Here is a 24,486-nt window from a genome sequence, read left to right as displayed (position 1 = left end):
GGTCAGTTCTCATCTGGCCCGGGGCGCTTCTGTCTCGGCGAGCGTTCAGGAGCCGCGCGACGCCGCTCGCGCAGCGTCGAAACTGACCGGCTCGAAGTGCACATTGCGGGGCTGGTCCGGGTAACCGGTGACGCCGCGCGAGAGGTCGAACTGCATGAAGCGCTGGAGCGGCCGCACGCGGTACTCGAACGTCTTCAGCTCGTCTCCGTCGAGCGCCGCGGTCACACGTTCCGCACGAAGGTGCTCGAGCAGCGCCTGGCGCAGTCGCGCAACCAGCTCCGGGTGCTCGTCCTGCAACGGATTCAGCTCCTGCGGGTCGTCCGCGACGTTGAACAGCAGCGCGCTGTCGCCATTCGCCATCCAGATCAGCTTGACGTCGCCCTGGCGCACCATCGCCTTGAAACGGTCGGTGCCGGGAAGCCCGTGGTAGCCGAACAACGTTTCGCGCTGCGCAGCCTCGCCGCGAATGAGCCCCAGCACATCAGAGCCTTGGCGAAGCTCAGCGGCACCCGCCGCGGTCGTCGCCATCCCGAAAAGATCCGTGAGGCACACGAGTTCGTGCGAAGTGCGCGGACGGTCGATCACGCGCGGCCAGCTCACCAGGAACGGGACGCGTGCCGAAGCCTCAAAGAAGCTCTCCTTCTGCCAGCCGGCATGATCACCGAGCAGATCCCCATGGTCGGCGTAGAAGACGATCAGCGTGTTGTCGGCCTGGCCGGAGTCCTCCAAGGAGTCGAGCAATCGCCCGATGCAACCGTCGATGTAGCTGATCTCGCCGTAGTAGCGCGCCTTCAAGGCCCGGGCGCGGAAATCGTCGACGTCCTCGGCGAAGATCGCGTAGTTCATCCACGGGATCTGCTGGTCAAGGTGGTCAACGGCGCGATCGCCACTGATCGGCGACGCCATGCGGTCGGGGTCGTACATCCGGTTGAAGGGCAGCGGCGGGGCGAACGGCGGATGCGGACCGATGTAGGAGACGAGGCCGAACCAGGGCCGCTCGTCGTCCGCCGCCAGCTGCTCGATTGCGCGATCGGTCGTCCATGCTTCAACCGTCAGCTCGGCGGGAAGGGGGCTCATCTGCGGCATGTAGTACATGTCGGTGCGCTCCCCCATGAGCGCCTCGATCCAGTTGAAACTCGGGTGCTCTCGAGCGATCCAGCCCGCATAGCTGTCTCCGAGGCGCGCATCGCCGTCTTCGTAGAGCTCCTCACTGCGCAGTTGGGTTTCGAGGCCGATGTCGGCGTTCCACGGGATGGTATGGAACTTCCCGACTCCCCACGTGCGGTACCCGAGCTCGGTCATCCTTGTTGCGAGATAGGGCCCGCAGTTCTCGACGATCGCCTCGTGCGCGCCGTCCTCGACCTCGTTGTCGTAGATGCCGGTGCGCGTCGGCTCCGATCCCGAACGCAGCGTGTAGCGAGCGGGTACGCAGACCGGGCACGTGGAGTAGGCGTTGTCGAAGACGACGCTCTGCGCGGCGAGCCGGTCAAGGTTCGGGGTGTCGATGTCGGCGTTGCCGAGAGCCGCAATGGTGTCGAACCGCTGCTGGTCGGTCATGACGAACAGCACATTCGGCCGCTCGCCCGCCTCCCTATCGTTGCGAGGCGGAACAGTCACGTCTTCGGGAGTCACGGCGAAAGCGCCTTTCTTGAGGAGTGGAGCATCGAGCCCGAGGGTGCGGGGATCTCCCTTGCACGGACACACTCCGACAGTAATTTATACGTATAAACGATGCAATTGCGTAGGATTGTGGACGGAAGAACGGAGGTCTCGGTGAGCGGCGACCCTTGCGAGCACGACGGCGAATCCGTTGACACGACTCCCGCCGCATCCTGTTGTGCGCCAGCGCCTGCTGGATTCGGACTTCCGCGAGACGCCGACGCGGCGACGATTCGCATCGACGCCGCGAGCGACATCGAATCGCGACACGGCATCGAGCAGATCGTTGTCCCCGCGCAGACCTTCACGATGGGCGACGCGCACGGAGACGACCGTTGGCGCGACGGGGAGGGCCCGCGTCACGATGTCGCTCTCAGCACGTTCACGATCGACGCCACCAGTGTGACCAACGCCGACTTCGCGCGTTTCGTCCTCGCAACCAAGTACCGTACCGAGGCCGAGCGGTTCGGATACTCCGCCGTCTTCCATGCGGCGTTTCGGGGCGATCCAGGTGACGTGCTCGGGCACTCCGATGGGGCGCCGTGGTGGCTGGGTGTCCGCGGAGCGGATTGGCGGCATCCGAGCGGACCTGCGTCGAGCATCGACTCGATTCGCGATCACCCGGTCGTGCACGTCAGCTGGAACGACGCCCAAGCGTACTGCGACTGGGCCGGGCGTCGGCTTCCGACCGAAGCCGAGTGGGAGTGCGCCTCGCGGGGTGGCCTCGCGGGGGCCCGTTACCCGTGGGGCGACGACCTCGACGACGCGTGGCAGCTCAACATCTGGCAGGGCACCTTCCCCACCAACAACACGCTCCAGGACGGCTTCTTGACAACCGCGCCCGTACGCAGCTTCGCACCCAACGCCTACGGACTCTGGCAGACGGTCGGCAACGTGTGGGAGTGGTGCGCCGACTGGTACGGGCGGGACTACTACGCCTCGGCCCCGTCCACCGATCCGGACGGCCCCGACCACGGCGAAACCCGTGTGCTGCGCGGAGGCTCCTACCTCTGCCACGACTCCTACTGCAATCGGTATCGCAACTCAGCGCGCTCCTCGAGTACACCCGACTCATCGACCGGCAACGCGGGGTTCCGAACCGTCACGCTGCGGCGCCCGTGACGTTCGCCGAGGTGTGTCACCCCTAGGGTCGAGGCATGACTTCTGGCAGCGACGCCTCACCGTTCCACCCCGACCTGACGCGGGCGCGCTTCATGCCGCGCACCGTCGTCACCCGGTTCACCCGTCCGCTCTCACGGGCGCTGGCGGCGCCGGGCGCCCGCCGCGCGCCGAAGGGCGGGGAGCTGATCGAAGTCGCGGAAGGTGTCGCGGTGCGCGTGCAGCGGCCCGCGGATGCCGCCACCGGCATACGTCGCCCGGCGGTGCTCCACCTGCACGGCGGCGGTCTCATCATCGGTTCGGCAACGGACGGCGACGAACTCTGCCGTCGCCTGGTCGAGGAGCTCGGCGTCGTCGCGGCGAGCGTCGAGTACCGGATGCCCCCGCAGCATCCGTACCCGACCCCGCTCGACGACTGCTCCGCAGCGCTGGAGTGGCTGGCCGCACAGCCCGACGTCGACCCGACGCAGATCGCCGTGATCGGCCAAAGCGCGGGCGGCCACCTGGCGGCCGCGGTCGCCCTCCGCGCGCGCGATCTCGGTGAGGTCGCCCTCGTCGGTCAGGTGCTGGTCTACCCGATGCTCGATGATCGCACCCCGGTGGGCGACGACCCGGCCGCGCGCGACCGCCGCATCTGGAGCGCCTCGAGCAACCGCCTCGGCTGGGGCATGTACCTGCGCGCCGGCACCAGCGGCCCCGCTGCCACCCCGCTCGACGCGGCGACGTTGGAGCTCGCGGTGCCCGCCCGCCGCACCGACCTGAGCGGACTGCCGCCCACCTGGCTCGGCGTCGGCACCCTCGACCTGTTCCACGACGAAGACGTGGCCTACGCCCGCCGCCTCACCGAAGCGGGCGTGCCGTGCGAGCTGCACGTGGTTCCGGGCGCGTACCACGGCTTCGATGCGGTCGAGCCGAAGGCCGGGGTCTCGCGGGACTTCGTGGATCGGCAGGTGGCGGCGCTGCGGGGGATGCTCGGGGTCGGGTGACCTCCGGCCCTGCCGACGTGCCGATGCTACGCGGCAGCCATGCCGTCGATCGCCGCGATGGTGGCCACACGGTCGAAGCTCTTGTGGGGCATGGCGGCAAGCGTCGCCTGACGCACCACCATGTCGGAATCCACGACGATCGTCGCGCTCTGCTGGAACTGACCTGAGCGCTTGAGCCCGAAAGCGGAGTGGTCTGCGCCGACCGCGGCGACGGCAACCGGTGGAGTCAGCACTTTTTCGACCTGCGCGGCGTCGGCCGCGCCGCCGGCGGTGAGGAAGACCACTCGGGCGGTGCCGAGCCTTCCCTGCTCAGCAAGTTTGCCCAGCACCTTGCCGTGCGCCATGCACGCCGAGCACGTCGCCGTGCGCATGAAGTGGATGACGGCGGGGTTCCCAGCGAGCAGATCGCTGAGCGCGACGACGCGACCATCAGCTGTGGTCACTGTCGCGTCGGCAAGAGCAGAACCGGGGACGAGCGCGGGATCAGACATGGGGCCTCCTTGGATCTGGCCGAGTTTTCGAAAAGCGGCCTGCCGTCGTGGAATGCAACGGGAAGAGAGCCCAGGGGTATTCCCTGCGGGCGACGCGTCGACGAATTCACATGGATCGGGGCCTTCGGAACCACCTGCGTCGAGAGATTCGGCCGACCCGACCTCGAGGCGTTTCGTGCACCGAGCTCGACGCACAACCGACGTGCCCCTGGAGGGACTCGAACCCCCAACCCTTTCCTTAGGACGGAACTGCTCTTCCATTGAGCTACAGAGGCGGGGCCCGGGCCGCAGCCCGAGCGTGGTTCTAGCCTAGCCGCGACACGTCGAAGCGCGACTTGAGCGCTGCCGCCAGGGGGCAAACCGCCAGCAACGAGCCGCCGAGCGTGATGTCGAGCACGCGGAGCCGCTTCTTTCCCCCGCCGCCGCGTCACTCCGCGCGTTCGCGGTGGTGCAGCAGCGTGCGGTAGCGCTCGCTCCGCGCCGCCAGCTCTTCGTGCGGTGCCGCATCCTGGATGCGCCCGCCGTGCAGCAGTGCCACCTGATCGCTCGCCCGCATGACCGGCTCGCGGTGCGTCACCACGACGATCGCGCGCTCGGCCTTCACCGCCGCGAGGGTCTCCAGGAACTCGGCCTCGGTCGCCGGGTCGAGTCCGGCGGTCGGCTCGTCGAGCAGCAGCACGCGAGCATCGCGAAGGAGCCCGCGCGCCAGCCCGAGCCGCTGGCGCTCCCCTCCCGACCAGCCGGCGCCGCGCTCATCGAGCACGGTGTCGAGGCCGTCCGGCGCCTGGCGAACCCGCTCCGCGATGCGCGCGCTCTCGAGCGCCGCCCACACCTCGTCGTCGCCAGCCTCCGGCGCCAGCAGGTTGTCCCGGATGCTGGACCGGAAGATGTGGGCGTGCTGGCTCACGAACGACACCCGCTCCCGCGTGGCCGTCGACGACTCCCGGTCGGCGCGCACGCCGTCGATCCAGATCTCACCGTCGACCACCGGGATCAGTCGCCCGAGCGCGTAGAGCAGCGTCGACTTGCCCGCGCCGCTCTCCCCCGCGATCGCCACCATGCGACCGCGCTCGACGCCGACATCGACCCCGTCGAGCACCAGCGTCTCGCTGCCCGGATACGACACCCGAAGTCCGTGGGCGCGGAGCCCCGGAACCGCCTCGACCCCCTCCGGGGCGACCGCGCGGTCGTCCGCCACGCCGTCACCCTCCGCGCCGCCGCCCTCCGGGCGCACCCCCGGGGCGTCGAGCAGCTGGTCGACCCGCCGCGCCGCCGCCCGCACCTCGCCGAAACGCCCCAGCGCGGTCGCGATCACCAGCGCGGCCGAGGTCGACGTGACCGCGAACACCATCACCAGGGGCGCGGCAGTCGGGTCTGTCGTTCCGGCCGCGACGCCCACGCTCACCAGCGCGAGCGCTGCCAGGGCAAGACCCGCGCCGACCGCTTCCGTGACCGCCTGCTCGGCCCCCATCCGCAGCGCGATCGTGCGCCGGGCGCGCTGGATGCGGTCGGTGCGAGCGGCGACATCGCGCGCGAGCTCGTCGAGGCCCCCCAGCAGCACCGTCTCGCGCGCCGACTGGCGCGCCGCGAGCGTGACCGTGCCGAGCTCCGACACCTCGCCGCGCAGCGTCGCCGCCTGGCGCTCGGCGCGGCGCATCGCCAGCAGCGGGATCGCGAGGAGCAGCAGGTGCGCCGCCGGGACGAGCAGGCCGAGCGGCCCGGCGACGGCGATCGCCACGCCGGAGAAGACGAGTGAGGCGAGCGTGCCAGCGATCACCTGCGCTGCGGTGTGGGCGTAGAACCACTCCAGCGCCTCGATGTCGCCGATGGATCGCGCCACCGTCTCCCCCGCGCTGCGGCGCGCGAGGCCGAGCGGTGCGAGGCGGGCGATCGCACGGTGCGACGAGATGCGCAGCACGTCGATCACCTCGTAGGCGAGCACGTGCGCGAACCACTGCTCGATCCAGGTCAGCACCGCGACGGCGAGCACACTCAGCCCGAGCGCGACGCCGAGCCCGAGCAGCGGCCGCCCGGTCGCGAGAGCCGTGGCGGCGGCGACCGAGATCGTGGACACGGCGACGCCCGCGAGCAGCACGCCGGTCGACGAGGCGACGACGACCGCGAAATGCCGTCGATGCCCGCCCACGTGGGATGCCAGACGCAGGATGCTTTTCATGCCCGCACCGCGCTTCCCGGCACCGAATCCTCCGACACCGCGCGCCCGAGCACCTCGTCCGGTGTGCCGACCGCTGCGACCCGCCCGTCCTCGACGAGGATGACGCGGTCGGCCAGACGCGCCACATCGTGCCGGTGCGTCACTGCCACGAGGATGCGGTTGGGGTCGCGCCGCAACCGCTCGATCAGCGCCGCCTCGCTCGCCGGATCGAGGGCCGAGGTCGCCTCGTCGAGCACGAGAACCCCGCGGCCCTGCGCGAGAGCTCGCGCGAGGGCGACACGTTGCCGCTGGCCGCCCGAGATCATCGCGCCGCCCTCGCCGACCTCGGTCGTGAGCCGAAGGGCGCCGCCGCCGATGCCCGCGTCGGCGGCCACCCGCATCACGAGGTCGGTGCCCTCATCGGGCGACGCACCGCGTGCGATCTCGTCGGCGACGGTGCCGCCGAACAGCGCCGGATCCTGCGGCACCAGGCTCACACGACGCAGCAGCTGCTCGGCGCTGCACTCCTCGCCGTCGAGGAGGACCGCGCCGCGTTCCGGCACGGCCAGCCCCACCAGCGCGGCGGCGAGGGTCGACTTGCCTGCACCAGTCGGGCCGATGATCGCGGTCATGCCCGGCTCGAAGGCGAGGTCTGTGACCGTCAGCGCCGGAGCCTCGGCTCCCGCGTGCCGCACCACGAGGTCGCGCACCGCGACGGTGCCGACGCGCGCATCCGGGGTCGCCGCCGGTCGGCCGCCGTCCGGCGGCGCGCCCTCCAGAAGCGCCCGGATCGCCTCGCCCGAGAAGGTGCCGACATAGCCGGCGTGCCAGAGCGCCGCCAGTTCACGCAGGGGGCGCACGAGTTCGATCGACAGCAGCACCAGGGTGAATACCGTGAGCGGGGTCGACTGCGCACCGGTGAGGGCAAGCGCGATCAGCACGACTGCCGGCGCCCCGACCAGGGCGAGCGCCGCCAGCCCCGAGTCGACCAGCGACAGCCGCAGCTGGCCGAGCGTGCGCCGAAGCAGCTCCGCCGAGGCCCGCGCGAGGTGGCGCTCGCGCCGCTCTTCGGCGCCGAACGCCACGAGCGTCGTCATGCCCTGCATCGAGTCGACGAATTCGGCTTGCAGCTCCTGATACGCCGACCATTGCTGGCCGCCGCGCGCCGCGAGCAGGCGATCCCAGAGTCGCGGGATCACCGGGACGGTCGCCGCAACGAGGATCCCCGCGACCCCGGCGACCGGATGCAGGACGACCATCACCGCGCCGACGCTCGCCGTCGTGATGACCGTCGCGACCAGCTGCGGCAGGAACCCGGACAGGTACGCATCGAGATTCTCGATGCCGTCGACGACGATCGTGTGGTCTCGGCCGCTGCGTCCGCGCGGATCGCGTGCCGCCCGCAGCACGAACGCGCGCAGCACGCGCAGTCGAAGCTCGCGCTTCACCGAGGTCATGGCGCGGTGCGCGACGAGATGCCCGGCCCCGACCAGGAACGGCCGGACGATGAGCGCCGCCACGAGGACGATCGCGGGCCCGACGACCTCGGCGGCGAGCGCGGCGCGCAGCTCGGGGTCGAGGAAGATCGCGAAGATGCGTGCGCTCGCGAGCGCCTGACCGACCCACGTCACGGCGACGGCGAGGCGGATGCCGACCAGGACCGCCAGCAGCGCTCGGTGCCCGTTCCACAGGCCCATGAGCCGGAGATGCTGCACGGTTATCGACTCTTAATAATAATGGTTATCATTTGCATGTGACTGTACGACCGGCGACTCTGATCGTCAAACCGACGATCCCCGCCGCCCCTCGGCAGTGGCGAGCGACCGCGGCGACGCTCGCGCTCGCCGTCGCGCTGCCCACCCTCGGCGTCATCGCCGTCGGGCTCGGGCAGTACCCGACGCCCGCCCTCGAGGTGCTGCGCGTGGTGGTCGACCAGCTGCTCGGCACCCCGGGCGGCGACACCGTCGACACCGTGGTGTGGCAACTGCGGGTGCCCCGAGTCCTGCTCGGCGCCGTCGTCGGCGCCGCCCTGGCCATCACCGGCAGCGCGCTTCAGGCCATCGTGCGCAACGATCTCGCCGATCCGTACCTGCTCGGCGTCTCGTCCGGAGCCACCTTCGGCGCCGCCGTCATGATCGCCACCGGCCTCGGCGCCTCGGCGGCGGTGCTCGGCGCCAGCGGTGGGGCGTTCATCGGCGCCCTCATCGCGCTCGGCCTGGTGCTCGCGCTGCTCGGCGGCCGGCGGCACCTGAGCGGCTCTCGCCTGGTGCTCGCCGGGCTCACCGTCGGCTACTTCCTCGCCGCGGCCACCAACCTCGTCGTCGTGCTCAGCGACAACCGCGACGCCGTGCGCTCGGTCGTGTTCTGGTCGCTCGGCTCCCTCGCCGTCGCCTCCTGGAGCGACCTCGTCGCGGTCGCGATCGTCACCGTCGGCAGCGTGCTGCTGCTCACCGTCTGGGGTCGCCGCCTCGACGCCATCGGGCTCGGCGACGATGTCGCGCGCAGCCTCGGCGTCGACCCGTCGAAGCTGCGCATCCAGGTGGCGATCGTCGCCGCCCTCACCATCGCCGCCGCCGTCGCCGTGAGCGGGGCGATCGGCTTCGTCGGCCTCGTCGTGCCCCACCTCGCGCGCCGGCTCGTCGGCGCCAGCCACCGGCGCCTCATCCCCGCCAGCGCACTGCTCGGCGGAATCGTGCTCGTCGCCGCCGACGCGCTCGCGCGCACGGTGCTGGCTCCGCGCGAGATCCCGCTAGGCGTGCTGACCGCCCTCGTCGGCACACCGCTGCTCATGTTCCTGCTGCACCAGCGGCAGCGCGAACGATCCTGACCACGCACCACCCGAACCGAACACCCACAGCAAGGAGAACAATGAGAATCCCCACACAGCGCACCCGAATCGGCGCGATGATCGGCGCAAGCCTGGTCACGCTGGCACTCGCCGGATGCGCGACCGACACCGCAAGCGGCAGCGTCGACACCGGCGACACCGCGACCGGCTACCCGGTCGAGGTTCTGGATTGCGGCGCCCCGATCGTGATCGACGACGCACCCGAGGCGATCTTCACGGTCGGCACCTCCGCGGTCGAGCTGATCGACGCGGCGGGCGGCTCCGACCTCATCGTCGCCCGCTCCGGCGAGTTCGACGCGCCGCTCAGCGACGACCTGAGCAACCCGCCCTCGGACGACCTGATCGTCGACAGCTGGGACCCGACGACCGAACAGATTCTCGGCTCCGGCGCGGACACGGTCGTCGGCTACGGCCTGTTCAACGCCGACCCCGACCAGCTCGTGGCCGCAGGAATCCAGCTGATCACCGTCACCGGCGAGTGCGGCCACGACGCCGCCACCGGCGAAGCAATGGAGGTCGACTTCGACACCATCAGCGACGACATCCGTCGCTTCGGAGAGATCTTCCAGACGAGCGAGACCGCCGACGTCGCGGCCGACGCGCTCAGCGCTCGCGCTGACGCCGCCGAGCGCGCCGCCACCGGCGAGACGGCCGCCTGGATCTACTACTTCTCGGGTGAGTCCGGCATCTCCGCCTACGGCGGCGAAGGCATCCCGCAGACCGCGATCACAGCGGCGGGCCTGGAGAACGTGTTCGCCGACCAGGAGGCCACGTACATCGACACGTCGATGGAAGCGCTGCTCGAGCACCAGCCGTACTGGATCGTGATGGCCTACGGATTCACCGGCGAGAGCGCCGAGGAGGCGAAGGCTCGATTCCTCGCGGAGCCCGGCGCCGACGCTCTCGACGCGGTGGCGGCCGACCGCATCACGCTCATCCCCTCCGCGGTGACGGGCGCCGGACCGACCGCGGTCACCGGCCTCGAACTGCTCGTCGCGGGAACGAATGGCTGACGCACGACTCAACCGACAGGGCGGGGCGTCTCACGCTCCCGCCCTGTCGGCGCGCGGCGTCACGGTGCGGCACGGTGCCCGCACCGTGCTGGGCCCGATCGATCTCGACATCCGCTCCGGTGAGACCGTGGCGCTGCTCGGACCGAACGGCTCCGGCAAGACCAGCCTGCTCCGCGTGCTCGCCGGAATCTCGGCGCCCCACGAGGGCAGCGTCGCGCTGCATGGTCGTCCGCTTGGAAGCTATCGACCCCGCGAGCGCGCACGCCTGATCGCGTCGGTCGCGCAGGACGAGCACACCGAGCTGCCGTTCACCGCGCGCGATGTGCTGCTGCTGGGTCGCGCCGCAGGCACTCCCGACTGGCGGCCGTACCGCCTCGCCGACCATCAGGCGATCGACGACATTGCGACCCGGTGGGAGCTGAGCCCGCTTCTCGACCGCAGCCTGCAGCAGATGTCCGGCGGCGAGCGCCGACGCGTGCTCATCGCGCGCGCCTTCGCCCAGCAGGCCGAGCTGCTGCTGCTTGACGAGCCGACCAACCACCTCGACCTGCGTCACCAGCACGAGCTGCTGGCGCATCTGGCCGATGCTCCGTCGACGAGCATCGTCGCACTGCACGACATCGATCTTGCACTGGCGTACTGCACGCGCATCGTGCTCGTGGATCAGGGCGCCATCATCGCCGACGGGGCACCTGCCACCGCGATCGACGCCGACCTCGTGGAGCGCGTCTACCGCGTGGCGGCGCGCAACGCGGAGCTCGACGGCCGCACCCGCATCATCGTCGGCCGCTGACACGACCTCGAGCGGTGCCAAAAGCGCGATCTGAGCGCGCAACATCGCACGTTTCGCACCGCTCGAGGGGATGTCGGACGCACACACGGTGCCCGCGTTCACAAGCTTGCGGGGGACGACAACTACGCGACGGCGGCCGTGACCAGCTCCACGACCCGCTTCTCGACCGCGGGCGTCCACTCGACGATCGCGAACGCGGTCGGCCACATGGCCCCGTCGTCCAGGGTGGCGGCGTCGTTGAAGCCGAGCGTCGCGTAGCGCGCCTCGAACTTCGACGCCCCCTGGAAGAAGCAGACCACCTTGCCCGCGTCGGTCGCGTAGGCCGGCATGCCGTACCAGGTCTTCGGCAGCAGGCTCGGGGCGTGCTCCAGCACGAGCACGTGGATGCGCTCGGCGAGCGCCCGGTCTGCGTCGGGCATCGCGGCGATCGCGTCGATCACGGCCTGCAGGTTGTCGGCCTTCTTCTGCCCGCCGCGACCCTGCGCCTTCAGCTCGGCCGCGCGCTCCTTCATGGCGGCGCGCTCGAAGTCGGAGAAACCATCCGATGTGTCGGCCATGACAACCTCCCGTGGTGAGAGACCCAGGCTAGCTGGGCGGGGCGAGGAACGCGGTGACGCTCGACGCGGGAATGGTGCGCTGGCCGTACATGTGGGTGCCGCCCCAGTTGTACTCCTCGATGAGGATGGTGCCGTCGCCGTTCACCGTCTTCACGTAGGCGACGTGGTTGCCGCCGCCGAACCAGGCGACCCAGCCCGACTTCGGAGTGCTGCTGACCTCCCAGCCGTGCGCCTCCCACTGGTACTTCCAGCTGATGGCGCTGCCGCCACCCGGCGTCATCGAGCTCCAGTCCCACTTGAAGGGGGCGCTGTACGAGCCCTGGTCGCGGTTCAGGCGCCAGGCGACGAAGTCGACGCATTCGCGGTAGTAGTAGTTCAGCGGCGACAAGCCGCCGCCCTGGCCGAGGTGCAGCGCGGCCGGCCACGGGTAGTCATCGCCCGCCTCGACCGCACCGGAGCGCAGGTAGATCGCGAGGTTCGTGTCGGCCAGCGAGCTGCGGTACTGCGCCACCAGCTCCGCCGCGCTGGTCGCGTCGTAGCTGTCGCGCTCGATCGCCGTCTCGCTGGCGACCTCGCTGACCTCGAAGCTCTGCACCGCTTCCGCATCGGCGATCGCGACCTCGGCGCTGTCATCGCCCTCCGCGTAGGCGGGAAGACCGAGCGCGGCGAACAGCCCCCCGATGATGACCATGGTGCCGGCGGCGGTCACGCGAGCGCGGATCGGATGCCGGGCCGTCTGACGCCGGAACGACATCACCGGCACGACCGGGGCAGCCTTCTCGGGCGCGGGCGGCACGGTCGGCGCGGCGCTCTCAGAAGGCTCGGATGCCGCCGTCGAGGTCGACGCGGCCGCACGCAGCGAGCGCCGCGTCGGGTACGCCGCAGGAGCGGCCGCCGTCTCCTGTGAGGAGGCGAGGCCGCCAAAGAGGTTGCCCAGATTCTCTGAGCCCTCAGGTTCCGTCAAAAGTTCCTCCGGTGTGGCGCCGGAACAGACTACGTGACGAACCTGGAAAAATCACGTTGATGTAACGGTCCGTGCACCGGGAGAGCGCCTGACCGTCAGGCGGCGGGGGCGAGGAACTCTTCCCACTGCGGCAGCGTCCGCTCGGTGCCGCGCACCATCCACGAGGTGCCGTGCGGCGCCCGCGGCTGCACGCGCAGGCTCCAGCCCATCTCCTGCGGCGTGCGGTCGCTCTTGATGTTGTTGCACTTGAGACAGCAGGCCACCAGGTTCTCCCACGAGTCGGCGCCGCCGCGCGAGCGGGGAACGATGTGATCGATCGTGGTCGCGTTCGACCCGCAGTAGCCGCAGCGCTGATTGTCGCGACGCAGCACACCGCGACGCGACACCGGAACCAGACGGCTGTGCGGGATGCGCACGTAGCGGGTGAGCAGGATGACGGAGGGGCGATCCCACGCTCCGGATGCGCTCAACACCGGGTGATCATCGTCACGCGCGACGATCGTCGCCTTCCCGCCCAGCACGAGCACCAGGGCTCGTTTGAAGGACACGACGGCCAGCGGCTCGTAGCCGGCATTCAACACCAGAGTGCGCACGGTTCTCCTCTCGAAGGCGCCCGCACGGCTTGCGGGCATTCGATGCATCCCGAGCCTCGGGAGTCAGGAGGAGCGCAAAAAAGGCGCCGTCGCGAACGACAGCGCCTTTTTCAGTCCCGGTCCGAACAGTGCACGACCGGGCGGATGCTCCGCCGTATTCCGAGCATCGCGCGCGCATCCATGGTGAGGATGTTGCGTGAGTTCGGCATCGGCTCTCCTGAGATCCGTTGGTTCAAGGCCTTCAGAATAGCCGACGGCCGCTGAACTCCCGGCAAACGACGCGTTGCGCGTCCGCACGAGGTCGGCTGGCTCAGTAGCGGACGAAGTAGTGGTTGCTCGAGTAGATCGCCCGCACCTGGACGGTCTTTCCCGCATACGGCGCGTCGATCATCTGCCCGTTGCCGAGGTAGATGCCGATGTGGCTGCCGCCGTCGAGCACGACAAGGTCGCCCGGCTGCGCGGCCGATGCCGCGATCCGGGTGCCGCCGTAGGCCTGCGAGAGCGAACCGTGCGGCAGCGAGATTCCCGCCTGCGCATAGACGTACATCGTGAAGCCGGAGCAGTCGAAGCCGGCGGGCGTCGCGCCCCCGTAGACATAGGGCACGCCCTGGTACTGCAGCGCGATCGAGACGATGGTGCCGAGGTCGGCGCTGGCCGCACCCGGGTTGGTGACGCCGACCGAGGCGGCGGCCACCGCGGCGGCGGCGGCCTCGGCGGCACGGATCTCGGCGAGCTCGGCTTCGGTGGTCGCCGAGATCTCGGAGCGCTCGATCGGGAGCTCGGCAACCGCGCTGTCGACCCGGAACGACTGAACGGCCGCGGTGCTGTCGGCGGTGGCCGCGTCGGCCTCCGTCTCCGACTCGGGAAGAGCGGCGTAGGCGGGCAGTGCGATCGTGCCGAACAGTCCGGGCATGATGAGGGACACGGCAGCGAGACGAAGAGGTAGAGCCACGGGAGATCTCCGGCGCCTCGACCGCTGCTGAGGGCGGTCCCATCCTGTCTTGGATCAGGTGCGTGAGCTCAGAGATGGGGTTGAGGCGTCTGGCTCACGGTGCATCGCCGTGGGGGAGGTGGCGATTCGACGTGGCGACACTACGTGGGGTGCCCCTGAGATCACGAGTCGATAACGGGTGATCCGGGCGATTCCCAGCAACACCCAGGCGACTCACATGTCAGCTGGCGATGTAGATGTGCAACGCGACTTCGCGCGGCAGCTCGAGTCCTTCGCCCACCGCGGGCGCTTCGATCGCCACATAGGAGTCGGCCCGCGTCAGGGTGACCGTCGCCCCCGGGACGATCCCCGCGCTCTTCAGCTGTGCCAGCAGCTCCGGCTCGAACTGCACCGGTTCGCCAAGCCGTCGGATGACGCCCGAGACCGCGCCGTCGGCGTCAGCCACCGCATCGACGATGCTCGTGACCCCTTCAAGGAAGCGGCCGGCCGGGGTGTCGCCCAGTTCGTCGAGAGCCGGAATCGGGTTGCCGTACGGAGACTCCGTCGGGTGGTCGAGGATCTCGAGCAGGCGGCGCTCGACCTGTTCGCTCATCACGTGCTCCCAGCGGCACGCCTCGTCGTGCACGTACGCCCAGTCGAGGCCGATCACGTCGGCGAGCAGGCGTTCAGCAAGGCGATGCTTGCGCATCACGTGCAGCGCACGGGTGCGGCCGGTGGGCGTCAGCTCGAGGTGCCGGTCGCCTTCGACGCGCACCAGGCCGTCGCGCTCCATGCGCGCGATCGTCTGCGACACGGTCGGCCCGGAGTGTCCGAGACGCTCCGAGATGCGGGCCCGAAGCGGCACGATCGCCTCTTCTTCGAGGTCGAGGATGGTCCGCAGATACATCTCCGTCGTGTCGACAAGATCTGTCACGGCGTCCTCCTGAAATTCGCGCGGGCGTCACAGGCCAGCCTAGCCTCACCTCACCCCGCTCTCCGGCTCTGGTGCACCCCGGCACGTCGCGCGTCGGGCCGCGGGCCATAGACTCGGGGCATGCCTGGCACGACGATTCCCGCCGAACTTCTGCCCGCCGACGGGCGGTTCGGCTGCGGCCCCTCGAAGGTGCGCCCCGAACAGCTCGCCCACCTCACCGCACACGCCGAGATCCTCGGCACCTCGCACCGGCAGGCTCCGGTGAAAGACCTCGTCGGGCGCGTCCGCACCGGCGTCGCCGACTTGTTCCGCCTGCCCGAGGGCTACGAGGTGCTCCTCGGCAACGGCGGCTCGACGGCGTTCTGGGATGCCGCCGTCTTCTCGCTGATCAGCCAGCGCAGCGAGCACCTCAGCTTCGGCGAGTTCGGGGCCAAGTTCGCCGCCGCCTCGACGGCCGCCCCCTTCCTCGACGCGCCGCACGTGCTGACCGCCCCCGGCGGGGCGCGCAGCGAGCTCGAGATCGTCGAGGGCGTCGACGTGTACGCCTGGCCGCACAACGAGACCTCCACCGGCGTGATGGCTCCGGTGCGCCGCGCCGCGGGCGACGCGGGGGCGCTCACCGTCATCGACGCCACGAGCGCCGCAGGCGGCGTCGACGTCGACCTGAGCGAGACGGATGTCTACTACTTCGCCCCGCAGAAGAACTTCGCCAGCGACGGCGGCCTGTGGTTCGCCGTGGTCTCCCCCGCCGCGATCGAGCGGATCGAGACGATCGCCGCCTCCGAGCGCTGGATCCCCGAGTTCCTGAGCCTCAAGAACGCGGTCGACAACTCGCGCCTCAACCAGACCCTCAACACGCCCGCGCTGTCGACGCTGCTGCTGATGGAGTCGCAGCTCGACTGGATGAACGCCAGCGGCGGCATCGCCTGGGCGGACGCCCGCACGCGCGAGTCGTCCGGCGTGCTCTACGACTGGGCGGCCGCCTCCAGCGTCGCCACGCCGTTCGTCGAGAACCCCGACCACCGTTCGCAGGTCGTCGTCACGATCGACTTCGACGACGCGATCGACGCCGCGGCCATCGCGAAGACGCTCCGCGCGAACGGCATCGTCGACACCGAGCCGTACCGCAAGCTGGGACGCAACCAGCTGCGCATCGCGACCTTCACCGCGATCGACCCCGACGACGTCCGCACGCTGACGCGCGCGATCGACTGGGTGATCGACAACGCCGACGTCACGGCCAAGTAGGAGCACCCGATGCGGCTGTGGATCCCCAAGGAGGAGCGTCGTCCGACGCCGCCGCCCGTGGAGACCGACGACCGCACGCCGATCCTCGTCGGCCTAGGCCTCTGGCTTCTGGCCACCCTGGGGCTGCTGAGCGCGCTTCCGGCGCTGACGGCGAGCGGGAACGGCGACTGGCTCTGGATCGGCGTCAGCGGCCTCGGCATCGGCCTCGTCCTGCTGGTCTACACCCTGATCCGGCGCCGCTGACTCCTCGGCGCCCGGCTCATCGTCGGGCTCGAAGTCGATGAGCTCACGCAGGTCGACCCCGGGCTTGTCGAGCTCGTCGACATCGTCGAGGTCGTCGTCGTCCGCGTCATCGGCGTCGTCATCGGACGCGCTCTCGGCGTTCGCCTCCGCTGCGGCGGCCTGCGCCGCGCGGTACTCCTCCAGGCGCTCCGACCACGGAACCCAGTCGGGAGCCAGCAGGGCGCCCTCGTGCGGCAGCAGTTCGGCCTCGAGCACGCTCGGCGCTTCGCCGGGCAGTTCGGCGATCGCGACCGTCCAGCGCCAGCCCGGGTAGCCGAGCTGGGTGGTCGCGAAGCTCAGGGTCGACAGGCCGTCGTCGGTCGTCTGCTCCTCGAGCAGCTCTCCGACGTCGCCGGCCGCGGTGAACTCGGCGAGCGCCGCGCGCGCGGCCGCCTCGCGGGCAGAACTCCGCTCGTCAGGCATCCAGGTCGTCCGCGACCTTGCGCAGCACGGCGGCGATCTTCGCGCCGTGACTGCGGTCGGGGTAGCGACCCCGGCGCAGGCCCGCGCCGATTCCGTCGAGGAGCTTCACCAGATCCTCCACCACGATCGCCATGTCGTCGGCGGAGCGGCGCGACATCTTGGAGAGACTCGGCGCGGCTTCGAGCACGCGCACCGACAGGGCCTGCGCACCGCGCTTGCCGTCGGCGATGCCGAATTCGAGGCGCGTGCCGGCCTTGACCGTCACTCCCGCGGGGAGTGCGGAGGCGTGCAGGAAGACTTCCTGCCCGTCGTCGGAGGAGATGAAGCCGAAGCCCTTCTCCTCGTCGTAGAACTTGACCTTGCCGGTAGGCATCGCAGGCCTCTCTTGATGTCGCGCGTGGGTGGTGGTGCGGACGCGGCCCCTATCCTGGTCAGGTGACCGACGAAACCCGCGTACCCCTCAATCGTATCGAACGTATTCTCGCAACGATGATCGCGACGGTCGGCGGACTCTCGGTGATCGCCATCGTGAGCGTGTTCCTCGGCCGCTCCGCCGGCGCCGATCTGAGCTCCGGCGTGTGGCCCGCGGTCGCCCTGCTCCCCTCGATCGGGCTCCCGATCGCGTTCCTGCTGATCGTCGCCTTCCTCATCGCAAGCGTGGTGCGTCGACGTCGTCTCGCGCAGGATGGCGCCGAGTAGCGGATCGGCGCTCGCGCTCGCGGCCACGCTGCGGGCGCTCGACGATGACGCCCTCGAGCGGCTGATCCGTGAGCGCCAGATCCGGCGCCAGGGCATCCGCGACTACTTCGACCTCGCCGAGGCGCTGCTCGACCGCACCTCCATCCAGTCGGCGCTTTCGCGGCTGGATCGGCCCACCCTGGCGATGCTCGCGGCGGCCGGCGAGCTCGCAAGCGACACCGGCGCTCCGACGCTGGAGCAGCTGCGCGCCGCGCTCGGCACCGCCGCGCCCGAAACGGAGCAGCGCGTGGCGCGCGCCTTCGCGGCGGGCCTGCTCGGCCGCGAGTCCGGGCGCATCGTCCCGTGGGATGCGGTCGTCGAGCAGCTGCGCGCCTGGCCGTCGTTCGGGCTGCCGAGCGGAGCCGAGCTGCGGAGCGCACCCGCCCCCGCCGCCCTCGAACCGGTGAGCGACGCGGATGCACGCTTCGTCGACCGCGGGGCGGCCGAGCGGGCCTTCAGCACCGTCGCTGCCGTCTTCGAACTCGTTCAGGCTCTACGCGACGAGCCGGCGCGGCGCGTGAGCCGCGGCGGACTCGCTCTTCCGGATGCGCGCCGCCTGGCCGCAGCGGCCGAGGTCGAGGTCGATGAGCTCGACGTGCTGCTCGACCTGGCCGAGCGCGCCGGACTCGTCACCGCGGCCCCCCGCGCCTGGACGGCCGCGGGTGAACCCGAGACCTGGCTCGAGTCGCCGCGCCTGGAGCGCTGGCGCACTCTCGCCGCGGCGTGGCGCGCCCGCCTGCCCGAGGAGCTGCGGGAGCTGCTGCATCAGCGCGCCCACGCGATCTGGGGCGACGGCCTGCTCGACTACCTGGACTGGCGCTACCCCGCCGGTCACGACTGGGTGCGCGAGCGGGTCGCGATCGTGCTGGCCGGCGCGGAGCGGCTCGGCATCATCGGTTCGCAGCGTCCCAGCACGGTCGGCTCGGCGCTGCTCGGCGACGGCCCCGAAGCCGCGACCGCGGTGCTGGCGACCCACTTCCCCGCCGAGGTCGACAAGGTCTACCTGCAGCACGACCTCTCGATCGTCGCGCCGGGCCCGTTGGTGCCGGAGCTCGACCGGCGGCTGCGCCTCGTCGCCGACATCGATGCGCGCGGTCTCGCCTCCAGCTACCGCGTGACCGCGGCCAGCGTCACCCGCGCGCTCATCGCGGGGGAGACCGACGATTCGCTGCTGGAGTTCCTCGCCGGCATCTCGCTCACCGGGGTGCCGCAGCCGCTCGACTACCTGGTGCGCGACACGGCCAGCCACTTCGGCACGCTCCGGGTCGGACCGGCGGACGTCGCCGAGGCGCGGTCGGTGATCCGCTCCACCGATCGCGCGCGCACCCATCAGCTGCTGGTCGACCCGAACCTGTCGCCCCTGGCGCTCCGGGAGCTCGACGACGGGCGCCTCGCCTCCCGTTTCACCGCCGACATCGTCTACTGGAGCCTGCACGACGCGCGCTACCCGGTGGTCGCCGAAGACGCCGCCGGGCGCATCGTCACGCTGCGCCGGGCGCGCGCCGTCGGCGAGAGCGAGCCGGTCGGCGACGACACCGCGGCGATCGTGGTCGCCCGCCTGCGCGACTCGACCGGCTCGGTCGCCGAGAGCGGCGACGAGGGGTGGATCTCTCGGCAGCTCGAGCTCGCCGCCAAGAACAAGGTCGCCGTCGCCGTGCGCGTGCAGATGCCCGACGGCACCGAGCAGGAGTTCCTGCTCGAACCGGCCGCGGTGGCCGGCGGTCGCGTGCGCGCTCGCGACCGCAAGTCCGACCTGGAGCGCACGCTGCCGCTCGCGTCCATCACGGCGGTCGAACCGGCGGGCGACTAAACTCGATCGGATGACCGGACCCCTGATCGTGCAGAGCGATCGCACGGTGCTTCTCGAAGTCGCGCACCCGCAGGCCGAAGAGGCACGGCACGAGCTCGCCGTGTTCGCCGAGCTGGAGCGGGCACCCGAGCACATGCACAGCTACCGCATCACCCGGTTGGGGCTGTGGAACGCGCGCGCCGCCGGTCACGAGGCCGCGCAGATGCTCGACACGCTGGAGCGCTACGCCAAGTTCCCGGTTCCGCAGTCGGTCGCGATCGACATCGAGGAGACGGTGGGCCGCTACGGGCGGCTCATCATCGATCGCGAGAAGAACGACGACGGCACGCTCGGCGAGCTGATCATCACCACCACCGATCCGGCGGTGCTTCACGAGATCACCCGCAGCGGCAAGGTGGCGCCGCTGCTCGGCATCCGCCGCACCTCCACCGAGTGGACGCTGCAGCCGTGGGCGCGCGGCCAGATCAAGCAGGAGCTGCTGAAGCTCGGCTGGCCCGCCGAGGACCACGCCGGCTACACCCCCGGCACCCCGCACGACATCGACCTGGTCGAGGACGGCTGGGCGCTGCGCCCCTACCAGCAGCAGGCGGTGACGAACTTCTTCGACGGCGGCTCGGGGGTCGTCGTGCTGCCCTGCGGCGCGGGCAAGACCCTCGTCGGCGCGGGCGCGATGGCCCAGGCCGACACGACAACGCTGATCCTGGTGACCAACACGGTGAGCGCCCGGCAGTGGAAGGCCGAGCTGATCAAGCGCACCAGCCTCACCGAGGACGAGATCGGCGAGTACTCGGGCCAGGTGAAGGAGATCAAGCCGGTCACGATCGCGACCTACCAGATCCTCACCGCGCGCCGGAAGGGCGAGTACGCGCACCTGGCGCTGCTCGACGCCCTCGACTGGGGCCTCATCGTCTACGACGAGGTGCACCTGCTGCCCGCTCCCGTCTTCAAGCTCACCGCCGAGCTGCAGGCACGTCGGCGCCTGGGGCTCACCGCGACGCTGGTGCGCGAGGACGGCCGCGAGTCGGACGTGTTCTCGCTCATCGGCCCCAAGCGCTTCGACGCCCCGTGGAAGGAGATCGAGGCGCAGGGCTTCATCTCCCCCGCCTCCTGCTTCGAGGTGCGCATCGACCTCCCGCCGACCGAGCGGCTCGAATACGCGGCGAGCGCCGACGACGAGCGCTACCGGATGGCAGCCACCGCGCCCGCGAAGCTGCGCGTCGTGCGCGACCTGGTCGCCAAGCACGCGGGCGAGCGGATCCTCGTGATCGGCCAGTACCTCGACCAGATCGACGAGCTCGCCGAGGGCCTGAACGCGCCGCAGCTGACCGGCAGCACGCCCGTCGCCGAACGCGAACGGCTGTACCAGGAGTTCCGCGACGGCACGACGAAGGTGCTCGTCGTCTCGAAGGTGGCCAACTTCTCGGTCGACCTGCCGGAGGCGACCGTGGCGATCCAGGTCTCCGGATCGTTCGGCTCGCGCCAGGAGGAGGCCCAGCGCCTCGGCCGGCTGCTGCGCCCGAAGGAGAGCGGCCTGCCGGCCAACTTCTACACGCTCGTCGCGCGCGACACCGTCGACCAGGATTTCGCCCAGAACCGTCAGCGGTTCCTCGCCGAGCAGGGCTACAGCTACACAATCCTCGACGCCGACGGTCTCGCCGCCGCCTGAGGATTCTTCTCGATCCGCGCGTCCGGCGGTTATCGTGGACGGCATGAGCCTCACGACGGCCGCACCGGGCACGCGGCGCGCCGATGCCGCCGAGCGCGTCCGTCGCGCCTGCGCCGCCGCAACGTCGACGCGGGAACTGCTCGAGGTCGTCGGAGAGATCGCGCGCACCGAACTCGGCGCCGAAGGCTCCTTTCTGTGCACCACCGATCCGGTCACGGCACTGCCGAATGCCGAGGCGGTGGTGGTCGGGCTGCCCGATGAGATGCGCTACCCGTGGATGCGCAACGAGTTCATCGACGACGATCTGAACAAGTTCGGCGATCTGCACGCACGCCGCGTGCCCGCGGCGACTTTGCACCAGACCATCGCCGACAGCGGCCGCGAGAGCCTGCGCGACCGCGAGGTGAACCGTCGTTTCGGGTTCGGACCCGAGATCCGCGCCGTCTTCTCGCAGAACGACGCCTGCTGGGGCGTCCTGAACCTCGTGCGCGCCGCCGGCGAACCCGACTTCGACGCCGCCGACCGCGACTTCCTGGCCGAGATCACCGCGCCGGTGGTCGAATCGCTTCGGGAACTCGTGCTGCACCGCCCGACGCTCGGTCCCGAGAACGTGACGCCCGGCGTTGTGATGCTCGACCCGGCAGGTCGCGTGATCTCGCTCTCCGAGAGCGCGCGCCTGCTGCTCGACGACCTCTGGGTCGTGCCGCTCGAGGGCGGACTCGATGAAGTGCTGCCGTGCCAGGCCTACACGGTCGGCTGGGTCGCGACCGCGCAGGCTCTCGGGGTGCGCACACCGCACGACCCGGTCACCCGGGTGCAGGGCGTGTCGGGGCACTGGCTGACGCTTCGCGGCACGCACGCGGCAACGGAGCAGGGCGACCTGATGCACATCATCGTCACGATTGAGCCAGCGCGCCCCGAGGACATCCTGACGATGCTGTCGATCGCGTACGACCTGACCCAGCGCGAGCAGGAGGTGTTCGCCGAGCTCCGCGCCGGCGACTCCATCGAGGAGACCGCCGCGCGGATGTTCATCTCTCCGCACACGCTGCGCACCCACATGCGCTCGCTGTTCGCCAAAGCCGAGTGCTCCTCCCGCGGCGAGCTCTTGAGCCGGCTGTTCGTCCACCGCACCGGCGCCTGAGCCAGACGCCACGCCTGTCACCCGGTCGGGCTCTGCTCCCGCGCGACATGGCTGCGCGCGTGCGCGATGGCCGCGTCGAGATCGTCGAAGAGGTGGTTCTCGTGCCGGAGGGCGCGCAGCACGCCCACGCGGGTGGCGAGCTTCAGATGCTCCGGCTGGATGCCTTTGACAAGCACCGTGATTCCGCGTCGCTCGAGCGTCGACATCAGCTCCGACACCACGCGGGCGCCGGTCGCATCCAGCATCTCCAGCTGCGACATCCGCAGGATCACGACCGTGACACCGTCGATCGACCCCGTCTTCTCGAGCAGCTGCTCGGCCCCGGCGAAGAACAGCGCCCCGTCGAGACGCAGCAGCGCGATGCGGTCATCGCCGGACTGCGGATCCCCCGGCAGCGGCTCACGGGTGACGGCACCCGAGCGCGAGAGCGTCCACAGCGCGAAGATCGCGGCGGCGGCGATCCCGATTCCGACGGCGACGATCAGATCGAAGGCGACCGTCACGATTGCGGTGAGCACGAAGACGACCGCGCTCGACCTCGACGAGCCGAGAACAGCGCTCACGGTGGAGAGCGAGACCATGCGCACCGCCGTGACCATGAGCACTCCGGCGAGCGCGGCGAGCGGAATCTCAGAGACCCAGCCGGCGGCGAGGTAGACGACCGCGAGCAGCACGAGCGCATGCGTGACCGCCGCGAGTCGGCTGCGCCCGCCCGCGCGCACGTTGACAGCGGTCCGAGCGATGGCGCCGGTAGCGGGCATTCCACCGAAGAAGCCCGAGGCGATCGAGGCGAGGCCCTGCCCGACGAGCTCGCGATCCGCGTCGTAGGCGCCGGTGTCGGCCAGGGACGCCGCCACCCGCGCCGAGAGCAGCGACTCGATGGCGGCGAGGGCGGCGATCGCGAACGCGGGCCCCGCGAGGGCGACGAGCAGCTCGGGCGTCATGGTCGGGATCGCCGGCGCCGGAAGACCCTCGGGCAAGCTGCCGATGCTCTCCAGCGGCAACGAGGCGAGACTCGCCACGATCGTCACGAGCAGGATCGCGATGATCGAGCCCGGAATCGCGGGGTGGATCTTCGGCGCGAGCACCATCACCAGGGCGACCACCGCGACCGCGGCGAGCGCCCACGCCAGATGCTCCGCCTCCACGTTCTGCACCGCCTCGACCGCCGTCAGGAAGGCACTCGAGCTGGCGCCCGACTCCACCCCGAGCGCCGACGGCACCTGCTGCAGGAAGATGATCACCGCGATGCCGAAGGTGAAGCCCTCGATCACCGGCCACGGGATGATCGTGACCAGCCTCCCCCAGCGCACGGCGCCGACGACGACCACGATGACGCCGGCCATCAGCGAGAGCAGCGGCACGACGCCCGCACCGTAGGTGACGACGATCGGCCCCAGCACCACGACCATCGCGCCGGTCGGGCCGGACACCTGCACGTTCGATCCGCCGAAGATGCCCGCGACGACGCCCGCCACGATGGCGGTGACGAGCCCCGCGGCGGCCCCGACGCCCGAGCTCACACCGAAGGCGAGCGCGAGGGGAAGCGCCACGATCCCGACGGTGACGCCCGCGACGATGTCGCCGCGCCAGGTGCGCCCGAGTCGGGCATAGTCGCGGCGCGAGGGCAGCAGCGTGAGCGGCGAGCGGCGAGGAGCGGTCATGAGCGCGTCGCGTCCACGGCGGGGAGGGCCGGGAGCCCGTCGGCCTCGGCGAGCTCGGTGCGCGCGGCATCCAGCACCTCGGTGAGCAGCGCACGCGCGACGGCAAGCAGGTCGGCGACTTCGGCGAAGGCGAGCCGGTAGTAGACCTGGCTGGCGCGCCGCTCGGAGGCGACCAGACGGTGGCGTTTCAGCACCGCGAGGTGCTGCGAGAGGTGCGAGGCTTCCAGCCCGGTCTCGCTCAGCAGTTGCGCGACCGGCACGTCGTCGCCATGGGCGAGCACTTCGAGGATGCGCACGCGCACCGGATGCGCGAGCCCCTTGAACAGGCCCGCCTTCACCTCGTAGAGCGGTCGCTGCGAGCGCGAGGACCACAGCGCCTCTCCCCCGGGAACCTGGCTTGACGGATTCATCAAGCCATCATATCGCGGATGAAGGACGGCGGCCGGGGGCGGTCTCCCGCGGTACACC

The 24,486-nt window shown here is 70.6% G+C and carries 23 protein-coding genes and 1 tRNA gene; 10 read left to right on the top strand and 14 right to left on the bottom strand.

The window, feature by feature from the left end:
• Window positions 1–45 precede the first annotated feature (45 nt).
• The gene (locus ACR3ZA_RS10025; protein WP_473661818.1) at window positions 46–1,557 is read right to left on the bottom strand and encodes a sulfatase-like hydrolase/transferase; all 1,512 of its coding nucleotides are present in this window, start codon (window positions 1,555–1,557) and stop codon (window positions 46–48) included.
• Window positions 1,558–1,773: 216 nt separating this feature from the next.
• On the opposite strand from ACR3ZA_RS10025, the gene ACR3ZA_RS10020 reads away from it, so the two are divergent.
• Both ACR3ZA_RS10020 and ACR3ZA_RS10015 read left to right on the top strand, forming a co-directional pair.
• Window positions 1,774–2,781, top strand: coding sequence for an SUMF1/EgtB/PvdO family nonheme iron enzyme (locus ACR3ZA_RS10020; RefSeq protein ID WP_473661817.1), 1,008 nt, complete (start codon window positions 1,774–1,776; stop codon window positions 2,779–2,781).
• Window positions 2,782–2,816: 35 nt separating this feature from the next.
• Window positions 2,817–3,764, top strand: a complete 948-nt coding sequence (locus ACR3ZA_RS10015; RefSeq protein WP_473661816.1) for an alpha/beta hydrolase fold domain-containing protein — start codon at window positions 2,817–2,819, stop codon at window positions 3,762–3,764.
• Between the two features lie 26 nt (window positions 3,765–3,790).
• Here the strand turns inward: ACR3ZA_RS10015 and ACR3ZA_RS10010 are convergent, their stop codons facing one another.
• The 4 genes from ACR3ZA_RS10010 to ACR3ZA_RS09995 form a co-directional block, all read right to left on the bottom strand.
• Window positions 3,791–4,255: a redoxin domain-containing protein gene (locus ACR3ZA_RS10010; RefSeq protein ID WP_473661815.1), complete on the bottom strand. Its 465-nt coding sequence runs from the start codon at window positions 4,253–4,255 to the stop codon at window positions 3,791–3,793.
• A gap of 203 nt (window positions 4,256–4,458) precedes the next feature.
• Window positions 4,459–4,530, bottom strand: a tRNA-Arg gene (locus ACR3ZA_RS10005).
• Window positions 4,531–4,682: 152 nt separating this feature from the next.
• Window positions 4,683–6,431, bottom strand: coding sequence for an ATP-binding cassette domain-containing protein (locus ACR3ZA_RS10000; protein WP_473661814.1), 1,749 nt, complete (start codon window positions 6,429–6,431; stop codon window positions 4,683–4,685).
• Window positions 6,428–8,125 (bottom strand): ATP-binding cassette domain-containing protein, encoded by a 1,698-nt coding sequence (locus ACR3ZA_RS09995; protein ID WP_473661813.1) that lies wholly within the window; start codon window positions 8,123–8,125, stop codon window positions 6,428–6,430. The genes ACR3ZA_RS10000 and ACR3ZA_RS09995 overlap by 4 nt, the downstream gene beginning before the upstream one ends.
• Before the next feature lie 38 nt (window positions 8,126–8,163).
• On the opposite strand from ACR3ZA_RS09995, the gene ACR3ZA_RS09990 reads away from it, so the two are divergent.
• Genes ACR3ZA_RS09990 through ACR3ZA_RS09980 form a run of 3 tightly spaced genes read left to right on the top strand, consistent with a single transcriptional unit; the run spans window position 8,164 to window position 11,064 of the window.
• On the top strand, window positions 8,164–9,237 hold the full coding sequence (locus ACR3ZA_RS09990) for an iron chelate uptake ABC transporter family permease subunit (RefSeq protein ID WP_473661812.1): 1,074 nt from the start codon (window positions 8,164–8,166) through the stop codon (window positions 9,235–9,237).
• A 41-nt stretch (window positions 9,238–9,278) separates the two neighbouring features.
• Window positions 9,279–10,271 (top strand): ABC transporter substrate-binding protein, encoded by a 993-nt coding sequence (locus ACR3ZA_RS09985; RefSeq protein ID WP_473661811.1) that lies wholly within the window; start codon window positions 9,279–9,281, stop codon window positions 10,269–10,271.
• Window positions 10,264–11,064 carry an ATP-binding cassette domain-containing protein gene (locus ACR3ZA_RS09980; protein WP_473661810.1) on the top strand — a complete coding sequence of 267 codons (801 nt, stop codon included), beginning with the start codon at window positions 10,264–10,266 and terminating at the stop codon, window positions 11,062–11,064. The genes ACR3ZA_RS09985 and ACR3ZA_RS09980 overlap by 8 nt, the downstream gene beginning before the upstream one ends.
• A 122-nt stretch (window positions 11,065–11,186) precedes the next feature.
• Here ACR3ZA_RS09980 and ACR3ZA_RS09975 read toward each other — a convergent pair whose 3' ends face one another.
• From ACR3ZA_RS09975 to ACR3ZA_RS09955, 5 genes are all read right to left on the bottom strand, one after another.
• Window positions 11,187–11,621, bottom strand: coding sequence for an iron chaperone (locus ACR3ZA_RS09975; protein WP_473661809.1), 435 nt, complete (start codon window positions 11,619–11,621; stop codon window positions 11,187–11,189).
• A 28-nt stretch (window positions 11,622–11,649) separates the two neighbouring features.
• Complete coding sequence (locus tag ACR3ZA_RS09970; RefSeq protein WP_473661808.1) at window positions 11,650–12,585, bottom strand: CHAP domain-containing protein; 936 nt, start codon at window positions 12,583–12,585, stop codon at window positions 11,650–11,652.
• Between the two features lie 95 nt (window positions 12,586–12,680).
• A complete protein-coding gene (locus ACR3ZA_RS09965; RefSeq protein WP_473661807.1) occupies window positions 12,681–13,178 on the bottom strand; it encodes an HNH endonuclease in 498 nt (165 codons plus the stop codon).
• Between the two features lie 310 nt (window positions 13,179–13,488).
• On the bottom strand, window positions 13,489–14,103 hold the full coding sequence (locus tag ACR3ZA_RS09960) for an NlpC/P60 family protein (RefSeq protein WP_473661806.1): 615 nt from the start codon (window positions 14,101–14,103) through the stop codon (window positions 13,489–13,491).
• 247 nt (window positions 14,104–14,350) lie between these two features.
• The gene (locus tag ACR3ZA_RS09955; RefSeq protein WP_473661805.1) at window positions 14,351–15,043 is read right to left on the bottom strand and encodes an iron-dependent transcriptional repressor DtxR; all 693 of its coding nucleotides are present in this window, start codon (window positions 15,041–15,043) and stop codon (window positions 14,351–14,353) included.
• A gap of 120 nt (window positions 15,044–15,163) precedes the next feature.
• On the opposite strand from ACR3ZA_RS09955, the gene serC reads away from it, so the two are divergent.
• Complete coding sequence (gene serC / locus ACR3ZA_RS09950) at window positions 15,164–16,291, top strand: phosphoserine transaminase (protein WP_473661804.1); 1,128 nt, start codon at window positions 15,164–15,166, stop codon at window positions 16,289–16,291.
• Window positions 16,292–16,384: 93 nt separating this feature from the next.
• On the opposite strand, the gene ACR3ZA_RS09945 is transcribed toward serC, so the two are convergent.
• Window positions 16,385–16,996 (bottom strand): DUF3027 domain-containing protein, encoded by a 612-nt coding sequence (locus tag ACR3ZA_RS09945; protein WP_473661803.1) that lies wholly within the window; start codon window positions 16,994–16,996, stop codon window positions 16,385–16,387.
• A complete protein-coding gene (locus ACR3ZA_RS09940; RefSeq protein ID WP_473661802.1) occupies window positions 16,989–17,369 on the bottom strand; it encodes a cold shock domain-containing protein in 381 nt (126 codons plus the stop codon). The genes ACR3ZA_RS09945 and ACR3ZA_RS09940 overlap by 8 nt, the downstream gene beginning before the upstream one ends.
• A gap of 116 nt (window positions 17,370–17,485) precedes the next feature.
• On the opposite strand from ACR3ZA_RS09940, the gene ACR3ZA_RS09935 reads away from it, so the two are divergent.
• Genes ACR3ZA_RS09935 through ACR3ZA_RS09920 form a run of 4 tightly spaced genes read left to right on the top strand, consistent with a single transcriptional unit; the run spans window position 17,486 to window position 22,354 of the window.
• On the top strand, window positions 17,486–17,695 hold the full coding sequence (locus ACR3ZA_RS09935; RefSeq protein ID WP_473661801.1) for a hypothetical protein: 210 nt from the start codon (window positions 17,486–17,488) through the stop codon (window positions 17,693–17,695).
• A complete protein-coding gene (locus ACR3ZA_RS09930) occupies window positions 17,682–19,544 on the top strand; it encodes a helicase-associated domain-containing protein (RefSeq protein ID WP_473661800.1) in 1,863 nt (620 codons plus the stop codon). The genes ACR3ZA_RS09935 and ACR3ZA_RS09930 overlap by 14 nt, the downstream gene beginning before the upstream one ends.
• A gap of 10 nt (window positions 19,545–19,554) precedes the next feature.
• The gene (locus ACR3ZA_RS09925; protein WP_473661799.1) at window positions 19,555–21,210 is read left to right on the top strand and encodes a DNA repair helicase XPB; all 1,656 of its coding nucleotides are present in this window, start codon (window positions 19,555–19,557) and stop codon (window positions 21,208–21,210) included.
• 43 nt (window positions 21,211–21,253) lie between these two features.
• Window positions 21,254–22,354 carry a LuxR C-terminal-related transcriptional regulator gene (locus ACR3ZA_RS09920; protein ID WP_473661798.1) on the top strand — a complete coding sequence of 367 codons (1,101 nt, stop codon included), beginning with the start codon at window positions 21,254–21,256 and terminating at the stop codon, window positions 22,352–22,354.
• A 17-nt stretch (window positions 22,355–22,371) separates the two neighbouring features.
• Here ACR3ZA_RS09920 and ACR3ZA_RS09915 read toward each other — a convergent pair whose 3' ends face one another.
• The gene (locus ACR3ZA_RS09915) at window positions 22,372–24,018 is read right to left on the bottom strand and encodes a SulP family inorganic anion transporter (RefSeq protein WP_473661797.1); all 1,647 of its coding nucleotides are present in this window, start codon (window positions 24,016–24,018) and stop codon (window positions 22,372–22,374) included.
• Window positions 24,015–24,428: a metalloregulator ArsR/SmtB family transcription factor gene (locus ACR3ZA_RS09910; protein ID WP_473661796.1), complete on the bottom strand. Its 414-nt coding sequence runs from the start codon at window positions 24,426–24,428 to the stop codon at window positions 24,015–24,017. Before ACR3ZA_RS09910 ends, ACR3ZA_RS09915 begins: the two co-directional genes overlap by 4 nt.
• Window positions 24,429–24,486 lie beyond the last annotated feature (58 nt).

The organism is Herbiconiux sp. J20-20, from assembly GCF_057365085.1.
This window is presented reverse-complemented; position numbering and strand designations above follow the sequence as displayed.

Coding starts and splice junctions, on each gene's coding strand:
- ACR3ZA_RS10015 (WP_473661816.1), top strand. CDS start 2,817: ATGACTTCTGGCAGCGACGCCTCACCGTTCCACCCCGACCTGACGCGG.
- ACR3ZA_RS09935 (WP_473661801.1), top strand. CDS start 17,486: ATGATCGCGACGGTCGGCGGACTCTCGGTGATCGCCATCGTGAGCGTG.
- ACR3ZA_RS09945 (WP_473661803.1), bottom strand. CDS start 16,996: ATGCCTGACGAGCGGAGTTCTGCCCGCGAGGCGGCCGCGCGCGCGGCG.
- ACR3ZA_RS09975 (WP_473661809.1), bottom strand. CDS start 11,621: ATGGCCGACACATCGGATGGTTTCTCCGACTTCGAGCGCGCCGCCATG.
- ACR3ZA_RS09925 (WP_473661799.1), top strand. CDS start 19,555: ATGACCGGACCCCTGATCGTGCAGAGCGATCGCACGGTGCTTCTCGAA.
- ACR3ZA_RS09920 (WP_473661798.1), top strand. CDS start 21,254: ATGAGCCTCACGACGGCCGCACCGGGCACGCGGCGCGCCGATGCCGCC.
- ACR3ZA_RS09930 (WP_473661800.1), top strand. CDS start 17,682: ATGGCGCCGAGTAGCGGATCGGCGCTCGCGCTCGCGGCCACGCTGCGG.
- ACR3ZA_RS09980 (WP_473661810.1), top strand. CDS start 10,264: ATGGCTGACGCACGACTCAACCGACAGGGCGGGGCGTCTCACGCTCCC.
- serC (WP_473661804.1), top strand. CDS start 15,164: ATGCCTGGCACGACGATTCCCGCCGAACTTCTGCCCGCCGACGGGCGG.
- ACR3ZA_RS10000 (WP_473661814.1), bottom strand. CDS start 6,431: ATGAAAAGCATCCTGCGTCTGGCATCCCACGTGGGCGGGCATCGACGG.
- ACR3ZA_RS10010 (WP_473661815.1), bottom strand. CDS start 4,255: ATGTCTGATCCCGCGCTCGTCCCCGGTTCTGCTCTTGCCGACGCGACA.
- ACR3ZA_RS10025 (WP_473661818.1), bottom strand. CDS start 1,557: ATGACCGACCAGCAGCGGTTCGACACCATTGCGGCTCTCGGCAACGCC.
- ACR3ZA_RS09940 (WP_473661802.1), bottom strand. CDS start 17,369: ATGCCTACCGGCAAGGTCAAGTTCTACGACGAGGAGAAGGGCTTCGGC.
- ACR3ZA_RS09985 (WP_473661811.1), top strand. CDS start 9,279: ATGAGAATCCCCACACAGCGCACCCGAATCGGCGCGATGATCGGCGCA.
- ACR3ZA_RS09910 (WP_473661796.1), bottom strand. CDS start 24,428: ATGAATCCGTCAAGCCAGGTTCCCGGGGGAGAGGCGCTGTGGTCCTCG.
- ACR3ZA_RS09915 (WP_473661797.1), bottom strand. CDS start 24,018: ATGACCGCTCCTCGCCGCTCGCCGCTCACGCTGCTGCCCTCGCGCCGC.